Source organism: Rufibacter ruber, from assembly GCF_001647275.1.
In the GTDB taxonomy this organism is placed as follows: domain Bacteria; phylum Bacteroidota; class Bacteroidia; order Cytophagales; family Hymenobacteraceae; genus Nibribacter; species Nibribacter ruber_C.
In genome coordinates this window covers 17,535-39,159 of the sequence record NZ_LRMM01000010.1, presented here as the reverse complement: position 1 = coordinate 39,159, position 21,625 = coordinate 17,535, and the positions used below count along the sequence as shown (strand labels likewise).

18 protein-coding genes are annotated in these 21,625 nt (G+C 49.8%); 10 read left to right on the top strand and 8 right to left on the bottom strand.

The window, feature by feature from the left end; genetic code table 11:
• The first annotated feature begins 213 nt into the window (after positions 1–213).
• Together menB and A8O25_RS05915 are read left to right on the top strand one after the other, a co-directional pair.
• Positions 214–1,038 (top strand): 1,4-dihydroxy-2-naphthoyl-CoA synthase, encoded by an 825-nt coding sequence (gene menB, locus A8O25_RS05920; RefSeq protein ID WP_066832073.1) that lies wholly within the window; start codon positions 214–216, stop codon positions 1,036–1,038.
• A 421-nt stretch (positions 1,039–1,459) separates the two neighbouring features.
• Positions 1,460–2,554 carry an AMP-binding protein gene (locus A8O25_RS05915; protein ID WP_082893480.1) on the top strand — a complete coding sequence of 365 codons (1,095 nt, stop codon included), beginning with the start codon at positions 1,460–1,462 and terminating at the stop codon, positions 2,552–2,554.
• A 70-nt stretch (positions 2,555–2,624) separates the two neighbouring features.
• Here A8O25_RS05915 and A8O25_RS05910 read toward each other — a convergent pair whose 3' ends face one another.
• Complete coding sequence (locus tag A8O25_RS05910) at positions 2,625–3,284, bottom strand: hypothetical protein (RefSeq protein ID WP_066832068.1); 660 nt, start codon at positions 3,282–3,284, stop codon at positions 2,625–2,627.
• Positions 3,285–3,800: 516 nt separating this feature from the next.
• On the opposite strand from A8O25_RS05910, the gene A8O25_RS05905 reads away from it, so the two are divergent.
• The 3 genes from A8O25_RS05905 (at position 3,801) to dnaN (ending at position 7,805) form a co-directional block, all read left to right on the top strand.
• On the top strand, positions 3,801–5,351 hold the full coding sequence (locus A8O25_RS05905) for an N-acyl-D-amino-acid deacylase family protein (protein ID WP_082893479.1): 1,551 nt from the start codon (positions 3,801–3,803) through the stop codon (positions 5,349–5,351).
• Positions 5,352–5,473: 122 nt separating this feature from the next.
• Positions 5,474–6,244, top strand: a complete 771-nt coding sequence (locus tag A8O25_RS05900; protein ID WP_066832066.1) for a hypothetical protein — start codon at positions 5,474–5,476, stop codon at positions 6,242–6,244.
• 436 nt (positions 6,245–6,680) lie between these two features.
• Positions 6,681–7,805: a DNA polymerase III subunit beta gene (gene dnaN / locus A8O25_RS05895; protein WP_066832063.1), complete on the top strand. Its 1,125-nt coding sequence runs from the start codon at positions 6,681–6,683 to the stop codon at positions 7,803–7,805.
• Between the two features lie 189 nt (positions 7,806–7,994).
• Here the strand turns inward: dnaN and A8O25_RS05890 are convergent, their stop codons facing one another.
• Positions 7,995–8,339: an energy transducer TonB gene (locus A8O25_RS05890; protein ID WP_066832061.1), complete on the bottom strand. Its 345-nt coding sequence runs from the start codon at positions 8,337–8,339 to the stop codon at positions 7,995–7,997.
• 602 nt (positions 8,340–8,941) lie between these two features.
• Here A8O25_RS05890 and gldC point away from each other — a divergent pair.
• Positions 8,942–9,307 carry a gliding motility protein GldC gene (gene gldC, locus A8O25_RS05880; RefSeq protein WP_377047720.1) on the top strand — a complete coding sequence of 122 codons (366 nt, stop codon included), beginning with the start codon at positions 8,942–8,944 and terminating at the stop codon, positions 9,305–9,307.
• A gap of 78 nt (positions 9,308–9,385) precedes the next feature.
• Here the strand turns inward: gldC and A8O25_RS05875 are convergent, their stop codons facing one another.
• The 4 genes from A8O25_RS05875 to A8O25_RS05855 all read right to left on the bottom strand — a co-directional run bounded on the left by A8O25_RS05875 (position 9,386) and on the right by A8O25_RS05855 (position 13,532).
• The gene (locus tag A8O25_RS05875; RefSeq protein WP_153042609.1) at positions 9,386–9,868 is read right to left on the bottom strand and encodes a hypothetical protein; all 483 of its coding nucleotides are present in this window, start codon (positions 9,866–9,868) and stop codon (positions 9,386–9,388) included.
• Positions 9,869–10,087: 219 nt separating this feature from the next.
• Positions 10,088–10,624: a dCTP deaminase gene (gene dcd / locus A8O25_RS05870; protein ID WP_066832055.1), complete on the bottom strand. Its 537-nt coding sequence runs from the start codon at positions 10,622–10,624 to the stop codon at positions 10,088–10,090.
• Between the two features lie 373 nt (positions 10,625–10,997).
• Positions 10,998–11,990, bottom strand: a complete 993-nt coding sequence (locus tag A8O25_RS05865; RefSeq protein WP_066832174.1) for an ABC transporter ATP-binding protein — start codon at positions 11,988–11,990, stop codon at positions 10,998–11,000.
• Between the two features lie 576 nt (positions 11,991–12,566).
• Positions 12,567–13,532, bottom strand: coding sequence for an ROK family protein (locus A8O25_RS05855; protein ID WP_066832051.1), 966 nt, complete (start codon positions 13,530–13,532; stop codon positions 12,567–12,569).
• Positions 13,533–14,110: 578 nt separating this feature from the next.
• On the opposite strand from A8O25_RS05855, the gene gyrB reads away from it, so the two are divergent.
• Both gyrB and ppk1 read left to right on the top strand, forming a co-directional pair.
• On the top strand, positions 14,111–16,075 hold the full coding sequence (gene gyrB / locus A8O25_RS05845; protein ID WP_066832047.1) for a DNA topoisomerase (ATP-hydrolyzing) subunit B: 1,965 nt from the start codon (positions 14,111–14,113) through the stop codon (positions 16,073–16,075).
• Between the two features lie 216 nt (positions 16,076–16,291).
• Positions 16,292–18,400, top strand: coding sequence for a polyphosphate kinase 1 (ppk1, locus tag A8O25_RS05840; protein ID WP_066832045.1), 2,109 nt, complete (start codon positions 16,292–16,294; stop codon positions 18,398–18,400).
• Between the two features lie 281 nt (positions 18,401–18,681).
• On the opposite strand, the gene A8O25_RS05835 is transcribed toward ppk1, so the two are convergent.
• A complete protein-coding gene (locus A8O25_RS05835; RefSeq protein WP_220483053.1) occupies positions 18,682–19,605 on the bottom strand; it encodes a Ppx/GppA phosphatase family protein in 924 nt (307 codons plus the stop codon).
• Between the two features lie 256 nt (positions 19,606–19,861).
• On the opposite strand from A8O25_RS05835, the gene greA reads away from it, so the two are divergent.
• The gene (gene greA / locus A8O25_RS05830) at positions 19,862–20,335 is read left to right on the top strand and encodes a transcription elongation factor GreA (RefSeq protein WP_066832043.1); all 474 of its coding nucleotides are present in this window, start codon (positions 19,862–19,864) and stop codon (positions 20,333–20,335) included.
• 3 nt (positions 20,336–20,338) lie between these two features.
• Positions 20,339–20,731, top strand: a complete 393-nt coding sequence (locus tag A8O25_RS05825) for an HIT family protein (RefSeq protein WP_066832041.1) — start codon at positions 20,339–20,341, stop codon at positions 20,729–20,731.
• 318 nt (positions 20,732–21,049) lie between these two features.
• Here the strand turns inward: A8O25_RS05825 and ruvC are convergent, their stop codons facing one another.
• Positions 21,050–21,622, bottom strand: coding sequence for a crossover junction endodeoxyribonuclease RuvC (gene ruvC, locus A8O25_RS05820; protein ID WP_066832036.1), 573 nt, complete (start codon positions 21,620–21,622; stop codon positions 21,050–21,052).
• Between the last annotated feature and the right edge of the window lie 3 nt (positions 21,623–21,625).

Sequence of the window (21,625 nt, the reverse complement as noted above, 5' to 3'; positions counted from 1 at the left end):
CATGGAACTGTTCCCCTGATTCCCGTTTTTGGCCTCGTTTTCAGAAAGGAGGCCGAAAACAGAAATGCCCAGCTGCTGGTTTCAAGTTACGAAATGACCGCCGGGTTCAATACCTTTGCGCCGGGGCGGCGGAAAACCGTTCGGTTTCGTACGTTCCTCAGAAGAACCAACTGTTAAATTTCGGGCGGGAGCCTGATTTATAAAAAACAAGTTATGGAAAGCAACTACACTTGGAGCACCATCAAAGAATACCAGGAGATTCTGTTCCAGTTCTACAACGGCATCGCCAAGATCAGCATCAACCGTCCGCAGGTGCACAACGCGTTCACGCCGCGCACTGTGGCCGAGATGATTGACGCCATGAACATCTGCCGCGACAACTCAGACATTGGCGTGATAATCCTGACTGGCGAGGGCGGGAAAGCCTTCTGTTCGGGCGGCGACCAGAGCGTGCGCGGCCACGGCGGCTACGTGGGTGAAGACACCGTTCCGCGCCTGAACGTGCTGGACCTGCAGATGCAAATCAGACGCATCCCCAAGCCCGTGATTGCCATGGTGGCCGGCTGGGCCATTGGCGGCGGGCACGTGCTGCACGTGGTCTGCGACTTATCTATTGCCGCGGAGAACGCCCGCTTCGGACAGACAGGACCCAAAGTAGGTTCCTTTGACGGTGGTTTTGGGGCGTCTTACCTGGCCCGCATTGTAGGCCAGAAGAAAGCACGGGAGATCTGGTACCTCTGCGACCAATACAACGCGCAGGAAGCCCTGGACATGGGCCTGGTGAACAAAGTGGTGCCGCTGGAGCAATTGGAGGAAACCACGGTGGAGTGGTGCCAGAAGATTCTGGAGAAAAGCCCGTTGGCCCTGCGCATGCTCAAAGCCTCTTTCAACGCCGAACTTGACGGTCAGGCCGGCGTGCAGCAACTGGCCGGTGATGCTACCTTGCTATACTATCTTTCAGACGAAGCCAAGGAAGGCAAAAACGCATTCCTGGAGAAGCGCAAACCGGATTTCTCTAAGTATCCTAAGTTCCCTTAAGTGTATCGTGTATCGCGTATCGCGACGTAGCAAGACTTTTGGTTTGAGTAGAGCACAATTAGCCTGTGAAGTCATTTTCTTGAAAATTAGGCACGCATTCCGTCCCCCTTTGAAGGGGGGGTAGGGGGATGATTACTCGTGCAGATTTACTCGTGCAGTGCCACGCATTTCCGAGAATTGATTTTCCATTCCGCTTGATTAAAGTTAGAGGGTCTAGAGCGGCCTTAGTCATCCCGGGCCTTCAAAGGGGGACGGAATGCATGCCTAAAGTTTAGAAATTAGAAAACGGAGCAGTTCTAGGCTAAAACCTGAAAACTGCTCCGCTTTCTTTTACAGGTTTCTGTTTCTTTGCGTATAGCACTTGACAATTGAATTTATTCGTTTGTCTTGCTACTTGATACGCACTACTTGATACCCACCTATGCCAGACCACCTGCTGCTCAACCAGAAGAAGTTTTTCTTAGACGAAATCCAGCACTACTCGTTCCGGGAGAGCATTCCCATTGACGGGTATGAGGCCAAGACGCTGGAGTTCTGCAAAAACTGGCTGCAGGGCGTGCAGGAGTTTGCTATTCAGACGTCGGGGAGCACGGGCACGCCCAAGTGGCTGGAATTGAGCCGTGACCGCATGGAAGCCAGTGCCAAACGCACGCTTCGCCTGTTTGATTTGCAACCTGAAGACCGGGTGCTGGTTTGCCTGAACACCGAGTATATTGCCGGCATGATGATGCTGGTGCGCGGGTTTGTGGGGCAGCTGCACATGACCATCGTAGAGCCATCGGGGAACCCGCTGGTGCGCGTGGACACCGCGGCTGAGTTTGACTTTGTGGCCCTGGTGCCGCTGCAACTGCAGACCATTCTGGAGCAGACGCCGGAGAAAGTGGGGCTGCTGAACCGCATGAAAGCCATTTTACTTGGGGGCGCGCCAGTCTCTAAACAGCTGGAAGCGGCGGTGCAGGCGCTGGAAGTACCCGTGTTCCAAAGCTATGGCATGACCGAAACGGTTTCGCACGTAGCGGTGCGGCGGTTGAATGGCGCTGAGAGAACAGACTACTACACCGCCCCGGCGGAAGTGACGCTCGGCCAGGACGAACGCGGCTGCCTCACCATCATGGCTGATGTGACCGGCGGTGAGGTGCTGGTGACCAATGACCGCGTGGAGATGATAGATGCGCATTCGTTTAAATGGCTCGGCCGCGCCGATAATACTATCAACTCCGGCGGGGTGAAGGTGCAGCTGGAAAAGGTGGAAAGTGCGTTGGAAGATGCGCTGCACCAACTCGGCATGAGCCGCCGGTGCTTCGCCGCTGCCCTTCCAGATGAAAGTTTAGGCGAGCGGCTCATTGCTGTGTTGGAAGGAAGTCCGCTTGCGGATGAGGAGGAGCAGAACCTGAAAGGCATGTTGAGTGAACAGCTGGGCAAATATGAGATTCCCAAGCAGTTTGGTTACTTGCCAAGGTTGCCTGAGACGGCTACCGGCAAAATTGACCGCCGCGGCGGAATGGCATTGTTGTAATTGCCTTTTAAGTATATTTAAAATCTTGTAAGTGCCTTATGTAATAAGAGCCTTAGCTATAAACGCGGCACTACTTTTTTTCCTTATTGTATACTACCATTGCCTCATAGTATTTCAGTACATTTAATTTTAGTTTTGATTTTTCATTGTCAGAAACCAAATCTTTTAGTAATTCTGGAGAAAAAGGTTGGATAGGGCCGCCATCTTTTTGTATAAATTGAAAAAAATCTTCCCCTATTTTGCCTGTAAATGGTTTAGGTAGATAAGAATAAGCATTGATCCTCCCTTTTATGTTTGTGAAAAGCCAACAACTATCATTGGCTATACCTACTGAAGAGGCAACACCAGCGGGATCAACCGCTAAAATGGACAATGTTTGGTTTGGGTAAATACGCATAGGCTTTTGTAATGTGTCTTTTTTTGCTTTTGACACAGCGGGCATTAGAAATACCTTCTTGTCCTCAAAATTTATCTTAGCGAGAACTTGCTTCTGGGTGCTGTCTTTAAAAGTAATGATGTAGGCTGACTCAGGGTTATAGGCCATTTTCTGCAGGATAGCCGGAAGATTAATTCCAACACCAACAGTAGTATTCATATGAAACTGCCGGGAGGAGTGCGTGGCATGCACCTTTGCCATATCATTTACATATTGCCTTGGAACATTTTGGGCAATTCCTGGTGTCATGGAAAAAAGCCAGGCCATAAAAAGCATCAAGTAGATAAGCCGCATAGCGTAATGTTAAAAGTCAGCCCAAAATGGTTATGCTAAGTAAAGATATATAAAAAAAATCATTCCGGACGTTCTGAATATCTTTTGCTTGTGTTTGATAAATAAATTAATGTCTTACCTAATGATAGTAACTTTCACCTAATCTTTCATCTTAAAGAACCAGGTGTTAAATCTATTTTATGAGCCTGTTTAGTGTTTTCTGATCATAGGCGCAAGTGTCTGCTTTTTGGTAGTCTTTTGAAGTTGTTTGCTTCTGTTTCTGGCCTGTTTTCGCAAAAGAAGAGCCAAAACAGCGACACAAGCGGGTGCTGGCGCCAGTACAGAAGCTATCTAAAGCTCAGTTTTGGAAATGCTAAACAGGCTCTCTTTTTAATTAATCTACCCATCCTTTTTCTTTCTGTTTCATATCTGCTTTTTCAGGAATAGGATAAAAACACAAAGACCGGAGCAGCCAGGAGGCGGTTTGGTAAATGAGAGCCAATGCGTAATTTACGGCTTCAGACCATGACTGCAGCTATGATTCGCAATTCCCTCTTCTCTTTTCTGTGCCTGTTGGTGCTGGCAGGCTGCACGCCCAAGGTTAGTCCATTTCAGAAGTTTCTTCAGGCAAATTCCAGCAAAAGTTTTGACGTTCTCATTGATAACGGCCAGGTGGTGGACGGAACCGGCAAAGCAGGGTACACCGCTGATATTCTGGTGCGCGGTGATTCCATTGCTTTTATTGGTGAAGTAGACGAAACCCTGGTGCAGGTTGCCAAAACCATTGACGCCAAAGGCAAAGTAGTCACGCCCGGGTTCATTGATACCCACGCCCACGGCAACCCCACCGGCAAAAGAGGCTTCATGAACTTCCTGGCCATGGGTGCCACTACCATTACCCTGGGCAACGACGGCGACAGCCCCAGCCAAGATCTGGAAAGTTGGCTGCAACGGGTAGGTGCCACTGGGTCAGAAGTGAATATGGCCACGTTTGTAGGGCATGGCAGCATCAGAATGGCTTCGGGCATTAAATATGACTCCCTGCCCACCCAGGCGCAGTTGGAGAAAATGGGACAGCTGTTGCGGGAGCAACTGGATTTGGGTGCCATTGGCCTTTCCACCGGATTAGAATACCTGCCCGGTTTGTACGCGCCCGCTTATGAGATGGAGTATCTGGCCAAAGTGGTAGGGGAGAAGGGCAAGTTCATTACCAGCCACGTGCGCAATGAAGATGACAACGCCGTAGAGGCTTCTTTGGAGGAACTGCTCATGCAAGGCCAGCATTGCCCGGTGCACGTGTCGCACATAAAAGTGGTGTATGGCCAAGGCAAGGAACGCGCCGAGCAAATTTTGCAGCAGCTGGAACGGGCGCGGCAGCAGGGCATCCGCGTCACCGCAGATGTGTACCCGTACACGGCCTCGTTCACGGGCATCAGCATTCTCTTCCCGGAGTGGGCCTTGCCGCCGCATGATTACGGGCAGGTGGTCGCCGCACGGCGGAAAGAATTGGCCACCTACCTGCGTAACCGCGTCTTAAAGAGGAACGGCCCCGAGGCGACGCTGCTAGGTTCTGGGCCGTTTGCGGGCAAGACGCTGGCCCAACTGGCGCAGGAAAAGCAGAAGCCGTTTGAAGACGTGCTCATAGAGGACATCAAACCCGGCGGGGCCTCAGCGGCGTATTTTGTGATGGACCAGGAGTTGCAGGCCCGGTTTATCACAGACCCCAGCACCATGATCTGCTCAGATGGTGGCCCAGACATGCGCCACCCGCGCGGCTACGGCTCCTTCCCGCTCATCATTGAAGAATACGTGGTCAAGCAGAAACTGCTCACCCTGCCGCAGGCCATCCGTAAAATGACCTCCCTGCCTGCACAAACCTTGGGCCTTACAGACAGGGGCGAGATTGCCGTTGGTAAGAAGGCTGATATACTGGTTTTTGCCCCAGAGAAAGTAAAGGCTACCGCTACCTATGAAAACCCATTTCAGCTGGCTGAAGGGTTTGACACCATTCTGGTTAACGGGAAAGTAAGCAAGATGCAAGGCCAGTTCTTAGAGGTTAAAAACGGAGAGATGGTGCAGAGAAACTGATTTTTAGCGGATGATATATTGGTATTGTGCTATCAAAATTTATTTTAAGAAATATGGGGAGATAATGGGCTTGAATTAAGCCAATTCCGTAAGAGATGATTTTCTGTTTAATTTCTCTTACAATGAAAAAACTGCTATTCAAGATTTCTATACTGTTTGCGCTCCCCTTCCTGTTTTCCTGTGAAAAAGAAGTAGTAGATCCTTCAGAAGAGGCCCAGGCGCTTGCCTTGGTTTCAGAAAGCCGGGAAGCCAGCTGCCAGGACTTTTCCTACTTCCATAAATATGACGGCCGGGTTAGCCTGGGGAATGCCTGGGGCAAATTGGTGCTGGTGGGTTTTGCTGAAGGCGTGCCCCTACAGGCAAAAAAGTGGCTTTTATCACTGCACCCGCAGGTGGACAGCATTGAAGGGGAGACCTTCTTATACTCAGGGGTGCTCACCATTGTTCGGCTAAAGCCAAACAGCACCTGCTTTGACGCCACTAAACTGATGAAGCGGCTGGAGAAGCACCCTAGCGTTCTATTTGCCAATCCCACCTTTTCTACTCCCTCTGAAGACCCGGCTGTAGATGCCTGGCTGGGTGTTTCAAATGAATTTTTGGTTTCTATTGAAGGAAGCGGCACTTTAGCCCAGTTAGAGCAGCTGGTACAGAAAACGAATACCAAAATAGTCTTCTCTTTGTCAGATGAAATTCATATTCTAAGTGCTGATAAAAAGGCGGCAGGCAGTGTTCTAGAGGTGGTTTCGCAATTTAATGAGCAATCTTTCATCACCTTGGCTGAGCCTAACCTGTTGTTCCAGTTCTCCCCCAGTGCTGCTAGCTCTGATAGGGCCAGCGCGGCACGTGCTTTTTCTGATTCTAAGCAACGGTTCCTGAAAAAGGCGCGCAGGTAATAGGCAAACTGGCAAGCTCCTTTCAACTGGCAAGTTCCTTTCAATTAGAAAGGCTAGATCCATTTGTCTATAGGGTTAGAAGTGACGGCAGGGTCCCTTTCAGGCCAGATAGTTTGGTGTTCCGTTTCATCTTTAGGAAAGGGGGCGGCTCAGTGCTGCATGCCCATTGTGGGCTGTGGTGTCTATTGTACCAGAATACTTCAAGTTCCTGTTAAAGAAGACCTCCTGTTTTAGGGCTGTTTTCTGAAAAACAGCCCTAAAACAGGAACAGGTACTAAAAGCTGGCGGGAGAGCTGAAGTTGCGGTGAAAACTGAAAAGCCGCCCTCGCTGCCGGTGATCAAAAAAAGGGGAGAATGGTGGCGGTGGCGGTAGGAAAAAATCCTTTTTTGGTTAACTTTGCCCTATTAAAGACCTTTCGCTAAACGACTATACCGCATGAAATTCATTGTATCTTCTACGGCGCTGCTCAAGCAGCTTACCAGCATTAACGGGGTAGTGGCCAACAACCCGGTAGTGCCTATTCTGGAAAACTTCCTGTTTGAGATCAACGACGGTGTTCTCACCATCACCGCCAGCGACTTGGAGACATCCATGATTACGGAGATACACGTGGAGGCCCGTGAGAACGGACGCATTGCCGCCCCGGCCCGTATCTTGATAGATACCCTGAAAAACCTGCCTGACCAGCCGGTGACGTTTACCATTGATGAAGAAACTTACACCATAGAGATCAGCTCTTCAAACGGACGTTACAAGCTGTCTGGTGAGAATGCCACTGATTTCCCTAAGGTACCGGTGGTGAGAGGCGGGAACGCCATTGAGATTCCCTCAAACGTGTTGAGCCGGGCCATCACCAAAACCATCTTTGCGGTGAGCAATGATGAGTTGCGGCCCGCCATGACCGGTATCTACATCCAGTTGAACAGCGACAACATCACGTTTGTGGCCACAGACGGGCACCGCCTGCTGCGTTACCGCCGCAAAGATATTGGCAGCGAAAACGCTACGTCAATTATCATTCCTAAAAAGGCATTCAACCTGCTCAAGTCTACTTTGCCAAGTGAGGCTACGGCGGTGCGGGTTGAGTTTAATACCTCAAACGCTTTCTTCAGCTTTGACAACATCAGAATGATCTGCCGTCTGATTGATGAGCGTTACCCAGACTATGAGAACGTGATTCCGGTGCAGAACCCTAACAAACTGAGCATTGACCGGTATGACTTCCTGAGCTCAGTGAAGCGTATCTCTATTTACTCAAACAAAACCACCCATCAGGTCCGTCTCAGAATTACTGGCAGTGAACTACAGATCTCTGCAGAAGATCTGGATTTCTCTAACGAAGCCAGCGAACGTCTTACGTGCCAGTATGACGGCGAGGACATGGAAATTGGTTTCAACGCGAAATTCCTGACCGAGATGCTGAACAACATGGACTCAGACGAAATCACGCTGGAACTGTCTACCCCTAACCGAGCCGGTCTTTTAATGCCAGCCAACACAGATGAGGAGGAAAGCATCTTAATGCTGGTAATGCCGGTAATGCTGAACAATTACGTATAGTACTACTTCTCCATCCAGAAGAAAAGAAGCCTCCCCAGTGACTCTGGGGAGGCTTCTTTTTTAGGTCACGCCATTCGTGTTTTTTAGTAGCGGGGTACTACCAAAAGGAATGGCTCATCTGTTGGTTGTATAGCTATTTTTTTAAGGCAGGCCTCTTATCTAACCCTAACAGGGAAGGAGTAGGTGTCATCAATTCCCTTCTTCAAGAGCAGGAGCAAAATTGGGCAGCGTGTTCACAACTCTTAATACCTCCTCGTCAATATCTGGGTGAACATACTTTACAATTGACGGAGAATGGAGCTTGCCTTCCTTTGTAACTATAAAATGTACGACGGTTGTTCCTGCGACCCTACTTCTACTGGTTTCCTGCGGCATTTTAAAACTGGTCATCACCAGTTTCATGAGGGTGCTTGGGCCTCCCGGAAAATCAGGAAAAGAAAAATGCGGATAATATGGGATGGTTGTTTTACCATCTTCAGCAAAACATTCACCTGTCACCAGCTCCCCTTTGCTGAATATTTCGCGCCTAAGCAACTTTCAGCTGGGTTAGTAGCCAACCGCCTCACCTTCCGGCTTGCCGTTCCTCTTTACACCCCTGTAGTAGAGCTGGCCGTTCTCATGCCATTTGCTTATTTGGACTTCTGCACTGGTATAGAGTTGTCCCTCTTTCACCTGGCCATTTTTATAATAGTACCTGGTAGGCCCTTGCTGTTTATATAAGTCTTTAGACACCTTGACTGCAGCATCTTCATAAAACTTTTGGCCTGACCTATAAAAAGTGTTTTGGAGCCTCCTCTCTTTTTTTGAACCTGTATAGGTGGTAACTCTTTAATAAACAGCCCCCTCTTTTTCTGCTGTAGCCTTGTACTACTGGTTTAAATATACAGTGTCAGTCTGGCTCTAGGCCGTTAAACCTGTAAAAGCCAGAAGAACAGTTAAACCTGGTTGTTTCATGTATAGTATCTTGAGTATAAGTAATCTTCAAATGAAAGATAGTTTTTAATAGAATTTAGGAAATGGCTAAAAGGCCTACTTTTAAATAGCTATGGGCCCGGAGTTTTTCAACTTTCTCCCAGAACTGAGAAAAACAGTTTACCTTTGCGCTTTCAGAAATCAGCGCCCCGGCGCGAAAGAACATGAAGCAGATGAAAAAATCAGAGATACATTTTAGTATTGCCCTGGATGACCAACGCGTACCAGAGGCCATCAGTTGGACCGCCACCGATGCCGGTACTGATATCCATTTCGCTAAGGCCATCAACATTGCCCTATGGGACAGAAATGATTCTGGAACCATGAAAATTGACCTCTGGACCAAAGACATGCCGGTAGATGAGATGAAGTATTTCTACATTGACACCCTTGGTGCTATGGCCCAGAGTTTAGAGACAGCCACCAGTGACAAGGTGATGGCTGAGAAAATGCGTACGCTTTGCCAGGAGTTAATGCAACACGTAGAAGAACAGCAAAAAAGAAACGCAGCCCAGAACCCCCAGTCCTAAATCACCAGATCAGATTTCTATAAAAGCAGAAAGCCGCCTGAATGGGCGGCTTTCTGCTTTTATAAATTAGTTGGCGTCTTAGTTCTTAGAAGGAGAAGCCTCTTTGATCACTGCCACCTCGGCGGCAGGGAAAGAACGTTTCGCATCTTCCTTGTCTTGGGCAACCAGGGTTTTGGCCACCTTGGAGTTCTGCTTCTGCAATTTTACAGCATATTCGCGGTCAAAACTATTGAAAGACTTGCGGGAGCTGTAGTATTGGGAGTACTGGGCAGTGCTCAGCAGATTGGCCAGCTCAACGTCCCGCTCCTTACACACCCCATTGATACATTTCTCCAGTTCAGCTTTGTCATTGGCGTGCTTGGCCTCAAACTCCACCATTTTTCTGGCTTTTTCCAGGTTTATCTGTCTGATCTTACGGGACTGATAGTTGTTCAACTGCAGTTCTCTGATCATTTTATCTGAAAGGTTCTGGGCGCGTTGCTCGGCGGTTCCGGTATTTTGGGCGAAAGAAACCACACTAGCTAACATCATCACTACCAATGCATATGCTAATCTTTTCATCGTCTTCAGGTTTTGGTTTATACTACACAACATCCGTGCCATCTATCTTAGAACAAAACTGAAGGGAAAATAGTTGGCTACCCTGTAAAAAAGAACGGGGGCAAGCGCCTTTTGTTGCTTTCTGCAAAGCGCTTTGCAGCTTTTACCTGAAATTCTTCCCCTGTTGCAACTGCCTTCACAGAATGGTGCAATGAAGATTGTTTGCACAGGGAAACTGCGTTAAAAGTTGTTCTTCCACATCATAGACTCAACCGGGTACACGGTGCGGTCATTGTATTTGGCGTTGCTTTTCTGGTTGTAGTAGTTTTCAATACCGCCCTTAACCTCAAAGTAAATGAGCTGGCCAATAGGCATCTGGTGGTAAACCCGCACTTTCTGGCTGACAGAGATCTCTAAGGTCCAGTGGTTGCAGAAGCCTACATCACCTTTCCCGGCGGTGGCATGAATGTCTATGCCCAACCGGCCCACACTTGATTTGCCCTCTAAAAAAGGGACGTGGGCATGGGTTTCGGTGTATTCCTCGGTAACACCCAGGTACAATTTGCCGGGCTCCAGCACAAACCCTTCGGCGGGGATTTCAAACGTTTCTATCTGATTGTGCTTGCGGGCATCAAGAACTTCATCTTTATAAGAGGCCAGGTATTTCCCAAGATGAACGTCATAGGAGTTGGTGCCCAGGCAGGTACGGTCATACGGCTCTATCAAAATGGTGCCTTTTTCTATTTCTTCCAGTATCTGGCGGTCAGTGAGGATCATGCTGGTTATAAGCTAATTTTGGAGATGCAAGGTACACCTAAATTCTGTTTCTTGCCACGCAGAGGGCGTATTCTGTTTTGGGGCTGTTTTTTGAAAAACAGCCCAAAAACAGAATACGCCCATCAGGGGAAACCGGAATGGTTTACCCCAGACTAGAAGTGGACCAATGGAAAATCTTCTCTGACTGTCTTTCTATAAAAGTTACTTCTTTTAGGAAACTGAGAAGCTGTTTAACGTTTGCCGTTTTCTTCTTTAAAAGACTTGGGCTGGCATAAGCGTGCGCCCCGTTTTGGGCCTACTTTCACAAAAACAGGCCAGAAACAGAAGCCCAAGTCATAGACGGACCCTCCTGGAGGAACTAGAAAAGAAAGCCCTACACCACATCTGATGATAAAAACCAGAACGAATCAGCAGTAAGAGAAAGAAATAGCTCAGCTCCCGGCAAGAGTTGCGCATTGTCTGTTCTAACCAGTATGGGCTGGGAGGCGCCTTTTAGAAGAACTTCCACTTCATAATAGGCCCCGTAAAATACTTTCCCCACAATAGTGCCTCTAAGGCCTGGTCTGCCATCCCTCAGGATGGTGAGCTGTTCTGGCCGCAAGAAGAGGGAATTCGCTTGTGTATCTGAGACTATACCCTGTAAGAGTTCTGCTGGCACCAGATTGTACTTCCCAAAAAGGCCGGCCACGTATTCATCTTTCGGCTCATAATATACCTGCTGGGGTGAGCCCTGCTGAATAATTTCGCCTTGGCGCATGATCAGCAGGTGGTCTGCCCAGGAGAGGGTGTCCTGCGGATCATGGGAAATCAGGATACAGGTAATGCCCAAGGTTTCCCCCACTTCCTGAATAGTTGTTTTCAAGACGTTCTTATGGAGGGGGTCTAAGTTAGAGAATGGCTCATCCAGCAGAAGCAGGCCAGGGGAGGTGAGGAGGAGCCTGGCCAGCGCAATCCGCTGTTTTTCCCCGCCAGACAACTGGTCTGTGCGTCTCTTCAGCAAGTGCGAAATGCGGCACACCTCAAATAGCTGTTCGGCGTCCTGCGCGTCAAGGGTATTGGCATACCGCAGCACCTGTTCTACCCGCAAAAATTCCGGCAGCTCATGCTGCTGGGAGAGATAGGCAATGCGTTCGTGTCCCGCCACCAACTGCTCTGCTGGTCCAAACACCTTCTCCTTTTCAAAAAAGATGCTGCCTGTATCTGGCTGAACCAGCCCGGCTACCATTTTGAGGAGGGTGCTTTTCCCGGAGCCGGTTTCGCCGGCAATCGCAATTTTTTGGTGCTCGCGCTGGGAAAAAGAAACATCCTTCACCACCCATCCTTTCTCTTCCCGCTTACTGATGCCAGTGACCTGTAAAAAACTCATAGGCCCAAAGATACAACCTAGGGGCATCTAAGACCTTATTTCAACTTTTGTTTTCCTGGGTGATGCGTAAACCAGGTGCTGATGATATAGTTAAAATCAATAATTGAGATGGAGGTGGAGTGGAAAAGAAAGACTGCTTCAAAAGGCTTTAGGGCGTGTTTTTATTTATCTTTTGTACTACAAAGTGGTTTCAGAAGAACCAGTTTTTGCCTTTTCCTCTCACCGTAGCGCTGCTACGCTGCTCAAAAATGGCTTCGCCAGTACCTTTCGCTCCCCATTTTCCGCTGCAAAACAAAAATGTAAACAGGCTCTTAGTCAGTTCTATCCTCAGTTTAATGGGTATGAAATTGAGAAGCTGTTTAGGTTTTTCTCAGAAAGGCATTTGGCAAAGATTTAAGTTTCTGTTTTCGGGCTGTTTTTACAAAAACAGCCCGAAAACAGAAACCACTGGCTGGTGAAAAACCTTACCCGGCAGCCATTGCCTCGCGGTTTCAAAAACTCTGAACAGCTTCTGACTTAAAAAAGAAAGCCCAGTTGTAGTGACAACTGGGCTTCAGAAATATTAGTTTGAAAAGACTAGCGTTCCATTTCTTTCCAGGCCAAAGCGGCGGCACCCATTACGGCGGTATTGTTTAGGCCAAGGCCTGACGGAAGGATTTTTACTTTTCCTTTGAAGATGCTTAACAGGTTCTTCTCCAGGTGGTATCTTACCGGGTCAAATAGCAACTCCTCGGCCCGTACCAGTCCGCCAAACAGGAAGATGGCTTCTGGGCTCAAATGCGCTACGGTATCGGCTAATTTCATGCCTAGCACCTTGCCTGTGTACTCAAAACAGTCAATGGCAATCTTGTCACCACGTTTGGCGGCTTGGGTGATCATCTCAGCGGTGAGGTCATTGAAGCTGACGCCGCGCAGTTCGCTGTAATCTGTATAATCAGCTAAGAACTTATAAACGGTGCGCTTGATGCCGGTGGCCGAAACATAGGTTTCTAAACAACCCCGGCGGCCGCAACCGCACACGCGGCCAGAGCCCTTCACGTTCACCAGGGTATGGCCTAATTCGCCGGCGTTGCCGTCTGCCCCATACACCAGTTCTCCGTTTACCACAATCCCGCTGCCCAGGCCAGTGCCCAATGTCACCACAACAAAGTTCTTCATGTTCTTGGCCCCGCCGTAGATCATTTCTCCAATGGCGGCTGCATTGGCATCATTGGTCAGGAAAACCGGCAGTTTGAAATATGACTGCAGCAGCTCTACCAGCGGTACTGAGCCATGCCACTTCAGGTTGGGCGCGTTTTCAATGGTACCGGTGTAGAAGTTGCCGTTAGGGGCACCCACGCCTACGCCAATAAGACGCGCCTCGTCTTCTATTTTTTTGAATTTGGCCTGCACCTCCTGGTAGAAGAGGCGGAGAAAGTCATGCACGGTTTCCCCTTCAGCGGTAGAAATCTCGCCCTGGGTTAAGCTGATGCCGTCACGGTCTAAGAAACCGAACTTGGTGTTGGTACCCCCAATGTCAATACCTAAAATTACGTCCTTCATGAGTGTTTGTACAGATTGGTGCGATGAGGCGTTTGCGCATGGAATGCGGTATGCCCGGAAGCAATTGATTTTACGAGGTGGAAACTTAACAATAAACCCGCGAAACGCCAAAATATTCCCGCCACCTTACGCGTTTAATCCCATTTTTTGCCCGAGACTTCTGGAATAACCCCCAGCCTCAGCTTAAAAAGAGCGGATTTTCACCACCATTCTGAATTTGGCACTGATGTTTGGGGGAATCATTCTTCTGTTAAAAAGTTATGAGGGCAGCCGGTGATGCCCGGGGCTTGGGGAGTAGGGCAGGGGGAAGACATCTGCCTTTCCAATACCCACGCCCCGCAGGTTGCCCCACCTAAACTTATACAATGGCCGCTTTTATTCTGGTTTTGCCCTGAAATCAAAAAAGTAGCCCGGAAACAGCACGGGGAAGTCAGAAACACAGGTATCTACAGGGAAAGGAAGGGCTGAGAAATAGGGCTCAGGATCATTCAGCTTCTGCTATATTAATAGGCAAATCATTGGCAAATGCAGATAAAAATGCGTATTTTTGTATGTTAATAACCCACCGAATAAACTAGATGAGTGACATCGAACAAAACAACATGACCGCCTATTCCGCAGACAGTATCCAGGTGCTTGAAGGCTTGGAGGCAGTGCGTAAACGGCCAGCCATGTACATCGGCGATATAGGCATTAAAGGTCTGCACCACCTGGTCTGGGAGGTAGTAGACAACTCCATAGATGAAGCCCTTGCCGGGCATTGTGACGAAATCTCGGTCACCATTCACACAGACAATTCCATTTCAGTTTCTGATAACGGCCGCGGTATTCCGGTTGACTTCCACCAGAAAGAGGGCCGGTCGGCGCTGGAGGTGGTTATGACGGTTCTGCACGCGGGCGGTAAGTTTGACAAAGACTCTTACAAGGTTTCAGGGGGGCTGCACGGCGTGGGGGTTTCCTGCGTGAACGCGCTGTCTACTGACCTGCACGTAACGGTTCACCGCAACGGCAAAATGTATGAGCAGCATTACAACATTGGGGTTCCGGCGTACCCGGTGCGTGAGATTGGCACCACTGAGAAAACCGGTACCACGGTGCACTTCCAGCCAGATGCCAGCATCTTTACGGTTACCGAATACAAATACGAAACCGTAGCCAGCCGCTTGCGCGAACTGGCGTTCCTGAACAAAGGCATCAGAATCAACCTCACAGACCTGCGTGAGATGAATGATGCGGGTGACCCTCTCAATGAGTCTTTTTACTCAGAAGGCGGTCTGCAGGAGTTTGTGGCCTATCTGGAGGAAACCCGGGTGAACCTGATTCCTACGCCCATTTATGTGGAAAGCGAAAAAGGGGGAATTCCGGTAGAGATTGCGTTGAACTACAACACGTCTTACACAGAGAATATCTTCTCTTACGTGAACAACATCAACACCCATGAAGGCGGTACGCACGTGGCCGGTTTCCGCCGCGCGCTTACCCGTACCCTGAAAGCCTATGCAGAGCGATCTGGCATGCTGGAGAAAGCCAAGGTGGAGATTCAGGGAGACGACTTCAGGGAGGGGCTGACCGCGGTTATTTCTGTGAAGGTGCAGGAGCCGCAGTTTGAGGGCCAGACCAAAACCAAGCTGGGAAACTCAGACGTGATGGGCGCCGTGGACACCGTGGTGGGGGAAATCCTGAACCAGTTCCTGGAAGAAAACCCCAAAGAAGCCAAGATCATCATCCAGAAGGTGATCCTGGCGGCGCAGGCGCGCCTGGCGGCCCGTAAGGCCCGCGAGATGGTGCAGCGTAAGAACGTGATGGGCGGTTCCGGTTTGCCCGGTAAGCTGGCCGACTGCTCTGACAGTGATCCTGAGAACTGTGAGCTGTATCTGGTAGAGGGTGACTCAGCCGGTGGCTCAGCCAAGCAGGGCCGCGACCGCAAGTTCCAGGCCATTCTTCCGCTGCGCGGAAAAATCCTGAACGTAGAGAAGGCGCAGGAGCACCGCATCTATGAGAACGAGGAGATCAAGAACATGATCACCGCCCTGGGGGTGAGCTTTGGGACTCCGGAAGATGACAAGGCATTGAACATGACCAAGCTGCGCTACCACAAAGTCATTATCATGACAGATGCTGACGTGGACGGTTCTCACATCAGGACCTTAATTCTGACGTTCTTCTTCCGGTACATGCGCGATCTGATTGACAACGGCTATATCTATATTGCATTGCCGCCGCTGTATCTGGTGAAGAAAGGCAAGGAAGAGCGTTACTGCTGGACAGAGCAGGACCGTGTAGAGGCCATTGCCGAACTGGGCAAAGGGAAAGACGAGAGCGTGGGCGTACAGCGCTACAAAGGTCTTGGGGAGATGAACCCTGAGCAGCTTTGGGAAACCACCATGCGCCCAGATACCCGCAGCTTAAAAAGAGTATCGGTAGAGTCGGCGGCTGAGGCAGACCACTTGTTCTCCATGCTGATGGGTGATGAGGTAGCGCCCCGCCGTGACTTTATTGAACGCAACGCCAAATACGCAAAGTTGACGTGTAAGGCAAAATAAGTAACACTGGCTGTTTTCCGTTTTCGGGCTGTTTTTCCTAAAACAGGGCTAAAACAGATACCCATGTGCACCGTTAGTAAGTAGAAACCATTAACAGAAAGGCCTGCAGGACGCAGGCTTTTCTGTTTTGAGTTGTGGCAGGCAACAAAAAGCTGTTAACTTAGCAAGGGGATATCCAGTAGGTGAGAATATCCCCGTTGAGGTTGAGCATCTCCTATGAATAACACTACCATCAAGGCATCGGAGCAAATCCGGAGAAGTAATTACATAAGCCGTGACCTGAGCTGGCTAAGGTTCAACTACCGGGTTCTGGACCTGGTACGCAACCCCGCTACGCCTCTGTTTGAGCGGCTAAAGTTTCTGGCCATTACGGCGTCAAATGCAGATGAGTTCTTCATGATCAGGGTGGGCAGCCTGTACAACTACATTGATTACGGCAAGGAGCGCATTGACTACTCCGGGCTGCGGGAACTGCCGTTCCGGAAGAAGCTGTTAGATTTTGCCCATAAGTTTGTCTCTGACCAGTACCAGACCTATGAGGAGCTGCGGCCGGAGTTTGAGAAGCAGGGCTTCAATATCTGCAAGGTGGGGGAGCTCACAGAGTCAGAGCAGTCTAAAGCAGAGGCTTTCTTCATGCACACGGTGTACCCGCTGCTCACCCCCATGGTGTATGACAGCTACCACGGTTTCCCGCTGATGATGAACCAGCTGCTCATCTTTGGCGTGGTGACCAGAACCACTGAGGAGACCAAGCAGCAGAGCCGCATTACGTTTGTGCAGATCCCAAACAACCTTTCCCGGTTCTATGAGATCCAGCGCAAGAACAAGATCATCTTTGTGCCCATTGAAGAAGTGATCAGGCACAACATGGGTAAGCTGTTCCGGAACGTGGAGATTGACTCAGTGAACCTCTTCAGGATTACCCGAAACGGAGATTTCACCCTGGAGGAAAGCGATGACATGGACCAGGACTTTGTGCAGGAGGTGAAGCAGAAGCTCAAGACCCGTAAAAAGGGGCGGGTGGTGCGCCTGGAGACAGAGCAGGCACCGTCTGGGTACATGATGAAGATCCTGAAGGAACGCTGGTCAATTGACAATGCCAATGTGTTCTCTGTTGACCAGCTGCTGGATTTCAAAGGGCTTTGGCAGATCATCAAACACCCGCAGTTCAGCAACAAGATCAAAAAATCTCCCGCGCCGGTGCCATCCCCCAGTCTTCCGCGCGGGGCAAGTGAGAACCTGTTTGAGTTCCTCAAAGACCATGACGTGCTGCTGCACCACCCGTACAACAGCATGGAACCTATTGTAAGCCTGCTGGAGAAAGCCGCTGAGGATCCCTATGTGTTGGGCATTAAGCAGACTATTTACCGGTTAGCAGATAATTCCCGCGTAACAGCCGCCCTGCTCAAGGCCGCTGAAAACGGGAAGCACGTCTCTGCCCTCTTTGAGGTGAAGGCCCGGTTTGACGAGGAGCGCAACATCAAGGAGGGGGAGAAGCTGGAGAAGGCGGGCTGCTTTGTGATTTACGGCATCAGCAAGTACAAAACCCACACCAAGATGATGATGATCATCCGGAAGGAAGGGGAGAAGGTGACGCGCTATATTCACATTGGCAGCGGGAACTACAATGAGCAGACCAGCCGCCAGTACACAGATATCAGCCTGCTGACCACAGATGAGGTGTATGCCCATGACGTGTCTGAGTTTTTCAACGTTATCACCGGCCATTCATATCCGGAGAACTATGAATACCTGATCACAGCGCCCAAAGACATGCGCCAGCAGCTCATAGAACTGATCAGGAGGGAAACCCACAATGCCGCCCAGGGGCTGCCGGCCGGTATTGTGATCAAGATCAACTCCCTGGAAGACAAAGAGGTGATGGACGAGTTTTACAACGCCTCCCAGGCCGGGGTGCAGATACGGCTGATAGTGCGCGGCATCTGCTGTTTGCGTCCGGGGCGGGAAGGGCTAAGTGAGAATATTCAGGTGAGCTCTATTGTGGGGGAATACCTGGAGCATGCGCGCCTTTTCTACTTCCACAACAACGGGAACCCCACAGTGCTGGGCGGCAGCGCCGATATCATGGTGCGGAGTTTTGAACGCCGTATTGAGGCCCTGTTCCATATTGTAAATGATGAGCTCAAGCGGCAGGCCATCAATATTCTGCGCTACAACCTCATGGACAACCAGAATGCGTACATTATGCGCGAAGACGGGTCCTATATCAAGCGTCAGCCTGCCGAGGGGGAGGCCTCGTTCAACATTCACCGTGAGTTCTACAAGGTAGACCTGGAAATGAGGGAAGAGGTGAATCTTTTTTGATAGTTGTTTCTAAAGCAATCTTACTAACCCGCGCACTCACTCCTAAGCGCTGGTTTACATTTTGCTTTTGCAGGCGAACAAGGGGCGCAAAATTTTTCTATCCCGTTATTAGAGCAGCAAAGCGGCTCTCTGGTGTGAGGTCAGGTTTTTTTGAGGCCCGTTTGCAGCGCATAAGCTACCTGTTAAGATGCTCTAAAAACAGCAATCCCTCCTGCGGTCTACGCAGGAGGGATTGCTGTTTTTGGGCTGTTTTTCCAAAAACAGCCCAAAAACGGGTTTGATTACTCAGACCTGAACAGGTGCTGGGTGGTACCCTGGTGGCGTTCAAACAACATCTGCAGAATGCCGTCTTTCAACCCCACCTGCGGGACCAGCATGCTTTCAACGTGTGCCCATTTCATTGCCGAAAGATAGATCTCTGCGGCGGGAACAATCACATCGGCGCGGTCTGCGTTCAGCAGCAGCACTTTTACCCGTTCCTCCATAGAGAGGCAGGCAATCTGCTCCACTACTTCTTCAATCTGTTTCCTGAAAATGGGTTTGCCCACAGACTTACGGGCCATGTCATAAATCTTGTTGATGTTTCCGCCGGTGCCTATGGCTCTGGTGACGTGGTGCAGCTTGGCATTCTCAGTGACCCAGTTCTGCATGGCCAGCCACATCTCCTGTGAATCGTCTCCCTGCATGTGCCGGATGGAGCCTTGCTCAAACGAGCGCGACGCCACTTTGAGCCGGTTTACATAGATGTTGAACTCAGTGCTGCCGCCACCAACATCAATGTGCAGGTAGTTGCGGTCATCCAGCTGCTGCCTGATGACCATGTTAATCAAATCAGCCTCGGTGGTGCCGTCAATCACCTGAATCTGTAACCCCAGCCGCCGCTGTACTTCGGCAATGATGTCTGGCGCGTTCTGGGCAGAGCGCATGGCGGAGGTGGCACAGATCATGAAATCATGCACCTCATGTACCTGCATCAGTAGTTTTAGGGCGTTGAGAAACGTGATGAATTTCTCTGCTTTGGGCTTGGAGATGATGCCGGTGGCAAACACATCTTCGCCCAGGCGCATGGGGTAGCGAATGTACTCCACCCGCTTAAACAGGGTGTGGTGCTCAAACTTGAAGACGTTGGAAATCTGGCATCTCACCGCGTTAGAGCCAATGTCTATGGCGGCCAGCTTTATGAATGGTTCAGTTGATTCAGACATAGGTAGTAGAACAAAGATAGCCATTAAATATATAGGTGGTAAAAAAAGGGTTCTGTTTTTGACGTGTTTTCAAGAAAACAGCTTAAAAACAGGAATTATGGGAATGGAACCAGCAGCCTCAGAGCCACCCTCTGCCTTCAAAATATTGGCGGCTTTGCTGTTGGTTCTGAAAAAATGTACTACCTTAGCATAAGAACGGTCTCCAAACGGAAGGCCGTTCTTCTTTTTTATTCATTGTACTAACCCATAAAAAACTATGGCATCAGTATCTTACTACACCCCAGAAGGACTGCAGAAGCTCAAAGACGAGTTACATGAACTGAAGACAAAAGGCCGTTCGGCAGTGGCGCATCAGCTGGCTGAGGCACGTGACAAAGGTGACTTGAGTGAGAACGCCGAATATGACGCCGCCAAAGATGCCCAGGGCCATTTGGAGCTGAAAATTTCAAAACTGGAGGAGGTGATTGGCAATGCCCGTATCATTGATGAGTCAAACCTGGACCTGTCTAAGGCGCTGATTCTCTCAAAAGTAAAGCTCAAAAACCTGAACAATAACATGGAGGTGGTCTACACCCTGGTAGCCGAAGAGGAGGCGAACCTGGCCGCCGGTAAGATTTCAGTCAAATCACCCATTGGCAAAGGCCTGCTGGGGAAATCAGTAGGAGAAGTGGCTGAGATCACCGTGCCTGCCGGTAAGTTACGCTTTGAGGTTCTGGATATTTCCCGCTAAGCCATGGAGACCATTTTCTCTAAGATCATAAGAGGCGACATCAGTGCCTACAAGATTCTGGAAGATGATCGTTTTCTGGCGTTTCTGGACGTGTTCCCTCTGGTGGAAGGCCACACGCTGGTAATCCCCAAAGAGCCGGTTGACTATATTTTTGACCTGGCCCCGGAGACCTTGGCCGACCTGCACAAGTTTGCGCAGAAAGTGGCACTGGCAGTGGGTAAGGCAATTCCTTGCAAAAAGGTAGGCGTGGCAGTAGTAGGTTTAGAAGTACCGCATGCCCATATTCACCTGGTGCCCATCAACCAGGTGGCAGATATGAACTTCGGTAACCCGAAACAGAAGTTTGAAGCCGCGCAAATGGAGGAAATTGCCCAGCGCATCAGACAGGAGCTATAAAACTCCCGCCTGCTGATATTGGTGGTTATTCCTGTTTTCGGGCTGTTTTCTCAAAAACAGCGAAAACAGGAAAACTTGTTTTAGAGGGGACAGCGGCCATAAGAAGGTTGGTTGTTAGAGGAGGTTTATGCAAATGATGCCCTCTGTAAAAGGCCAGAAGTTGAACCTTTCTCTCCCCCTTAGGTTGCCTTCGCCGCCGGAATACGTGGCTCTGCAACCGCATAGGCAGAACCCCACCCAGACGCATTTTGCCTCGTAAAACTAAATTAAACCTGCGCCCCCAGTAAAGAATACTCCCTGGCGCGCTACCCTGTGCAGTTACTTGGACAAACGGTCAGGATTCTCGGTTAGGAAGGCTTTCCAGGATTTAGCGCCGGCTTTTTGGTTTCCGCCCTGGGTATAATGGTGGCAAAGGGCCACGGCCAGCGCATCTGTGGCATCAAGGAACTTGGGGGCTTCTTTAATTTTCAGGATCTGGAGCAGCATGGCGGCCACTTGTTCTTTTGAGGCATTGCCGTTGCCGGTCACTGATTGTTTTATTTTCTTTGGCGCATATTCCACGTACGGGATGTCGCGGGAGAGGGCGGCGGCAATGGCAACCCCCTGCGCCCGCCCCAACTTTAGCATAGACTGTACGTTACTGCCGTAGAAGGGTGCTTCAATGGCCATTTCATCAGGCAGGTATTCGGTGATGAGCCGTAAAGTGGCGTCAAATATCTTCTTGAGCTTAAGGGCGTGGTTTGTGTAACTCTTGAGGTGTAAAACTCCGTACTGGAGCACAGTAATTTTAGAACCGCTCACCTCAATGAGGCCATAGCCCATCACGTTGGTACCCGGGTCTACCCCTAGAATTAATTTGTTATTAGGAAGCGGCGCAGTTGAATGAATCATAAA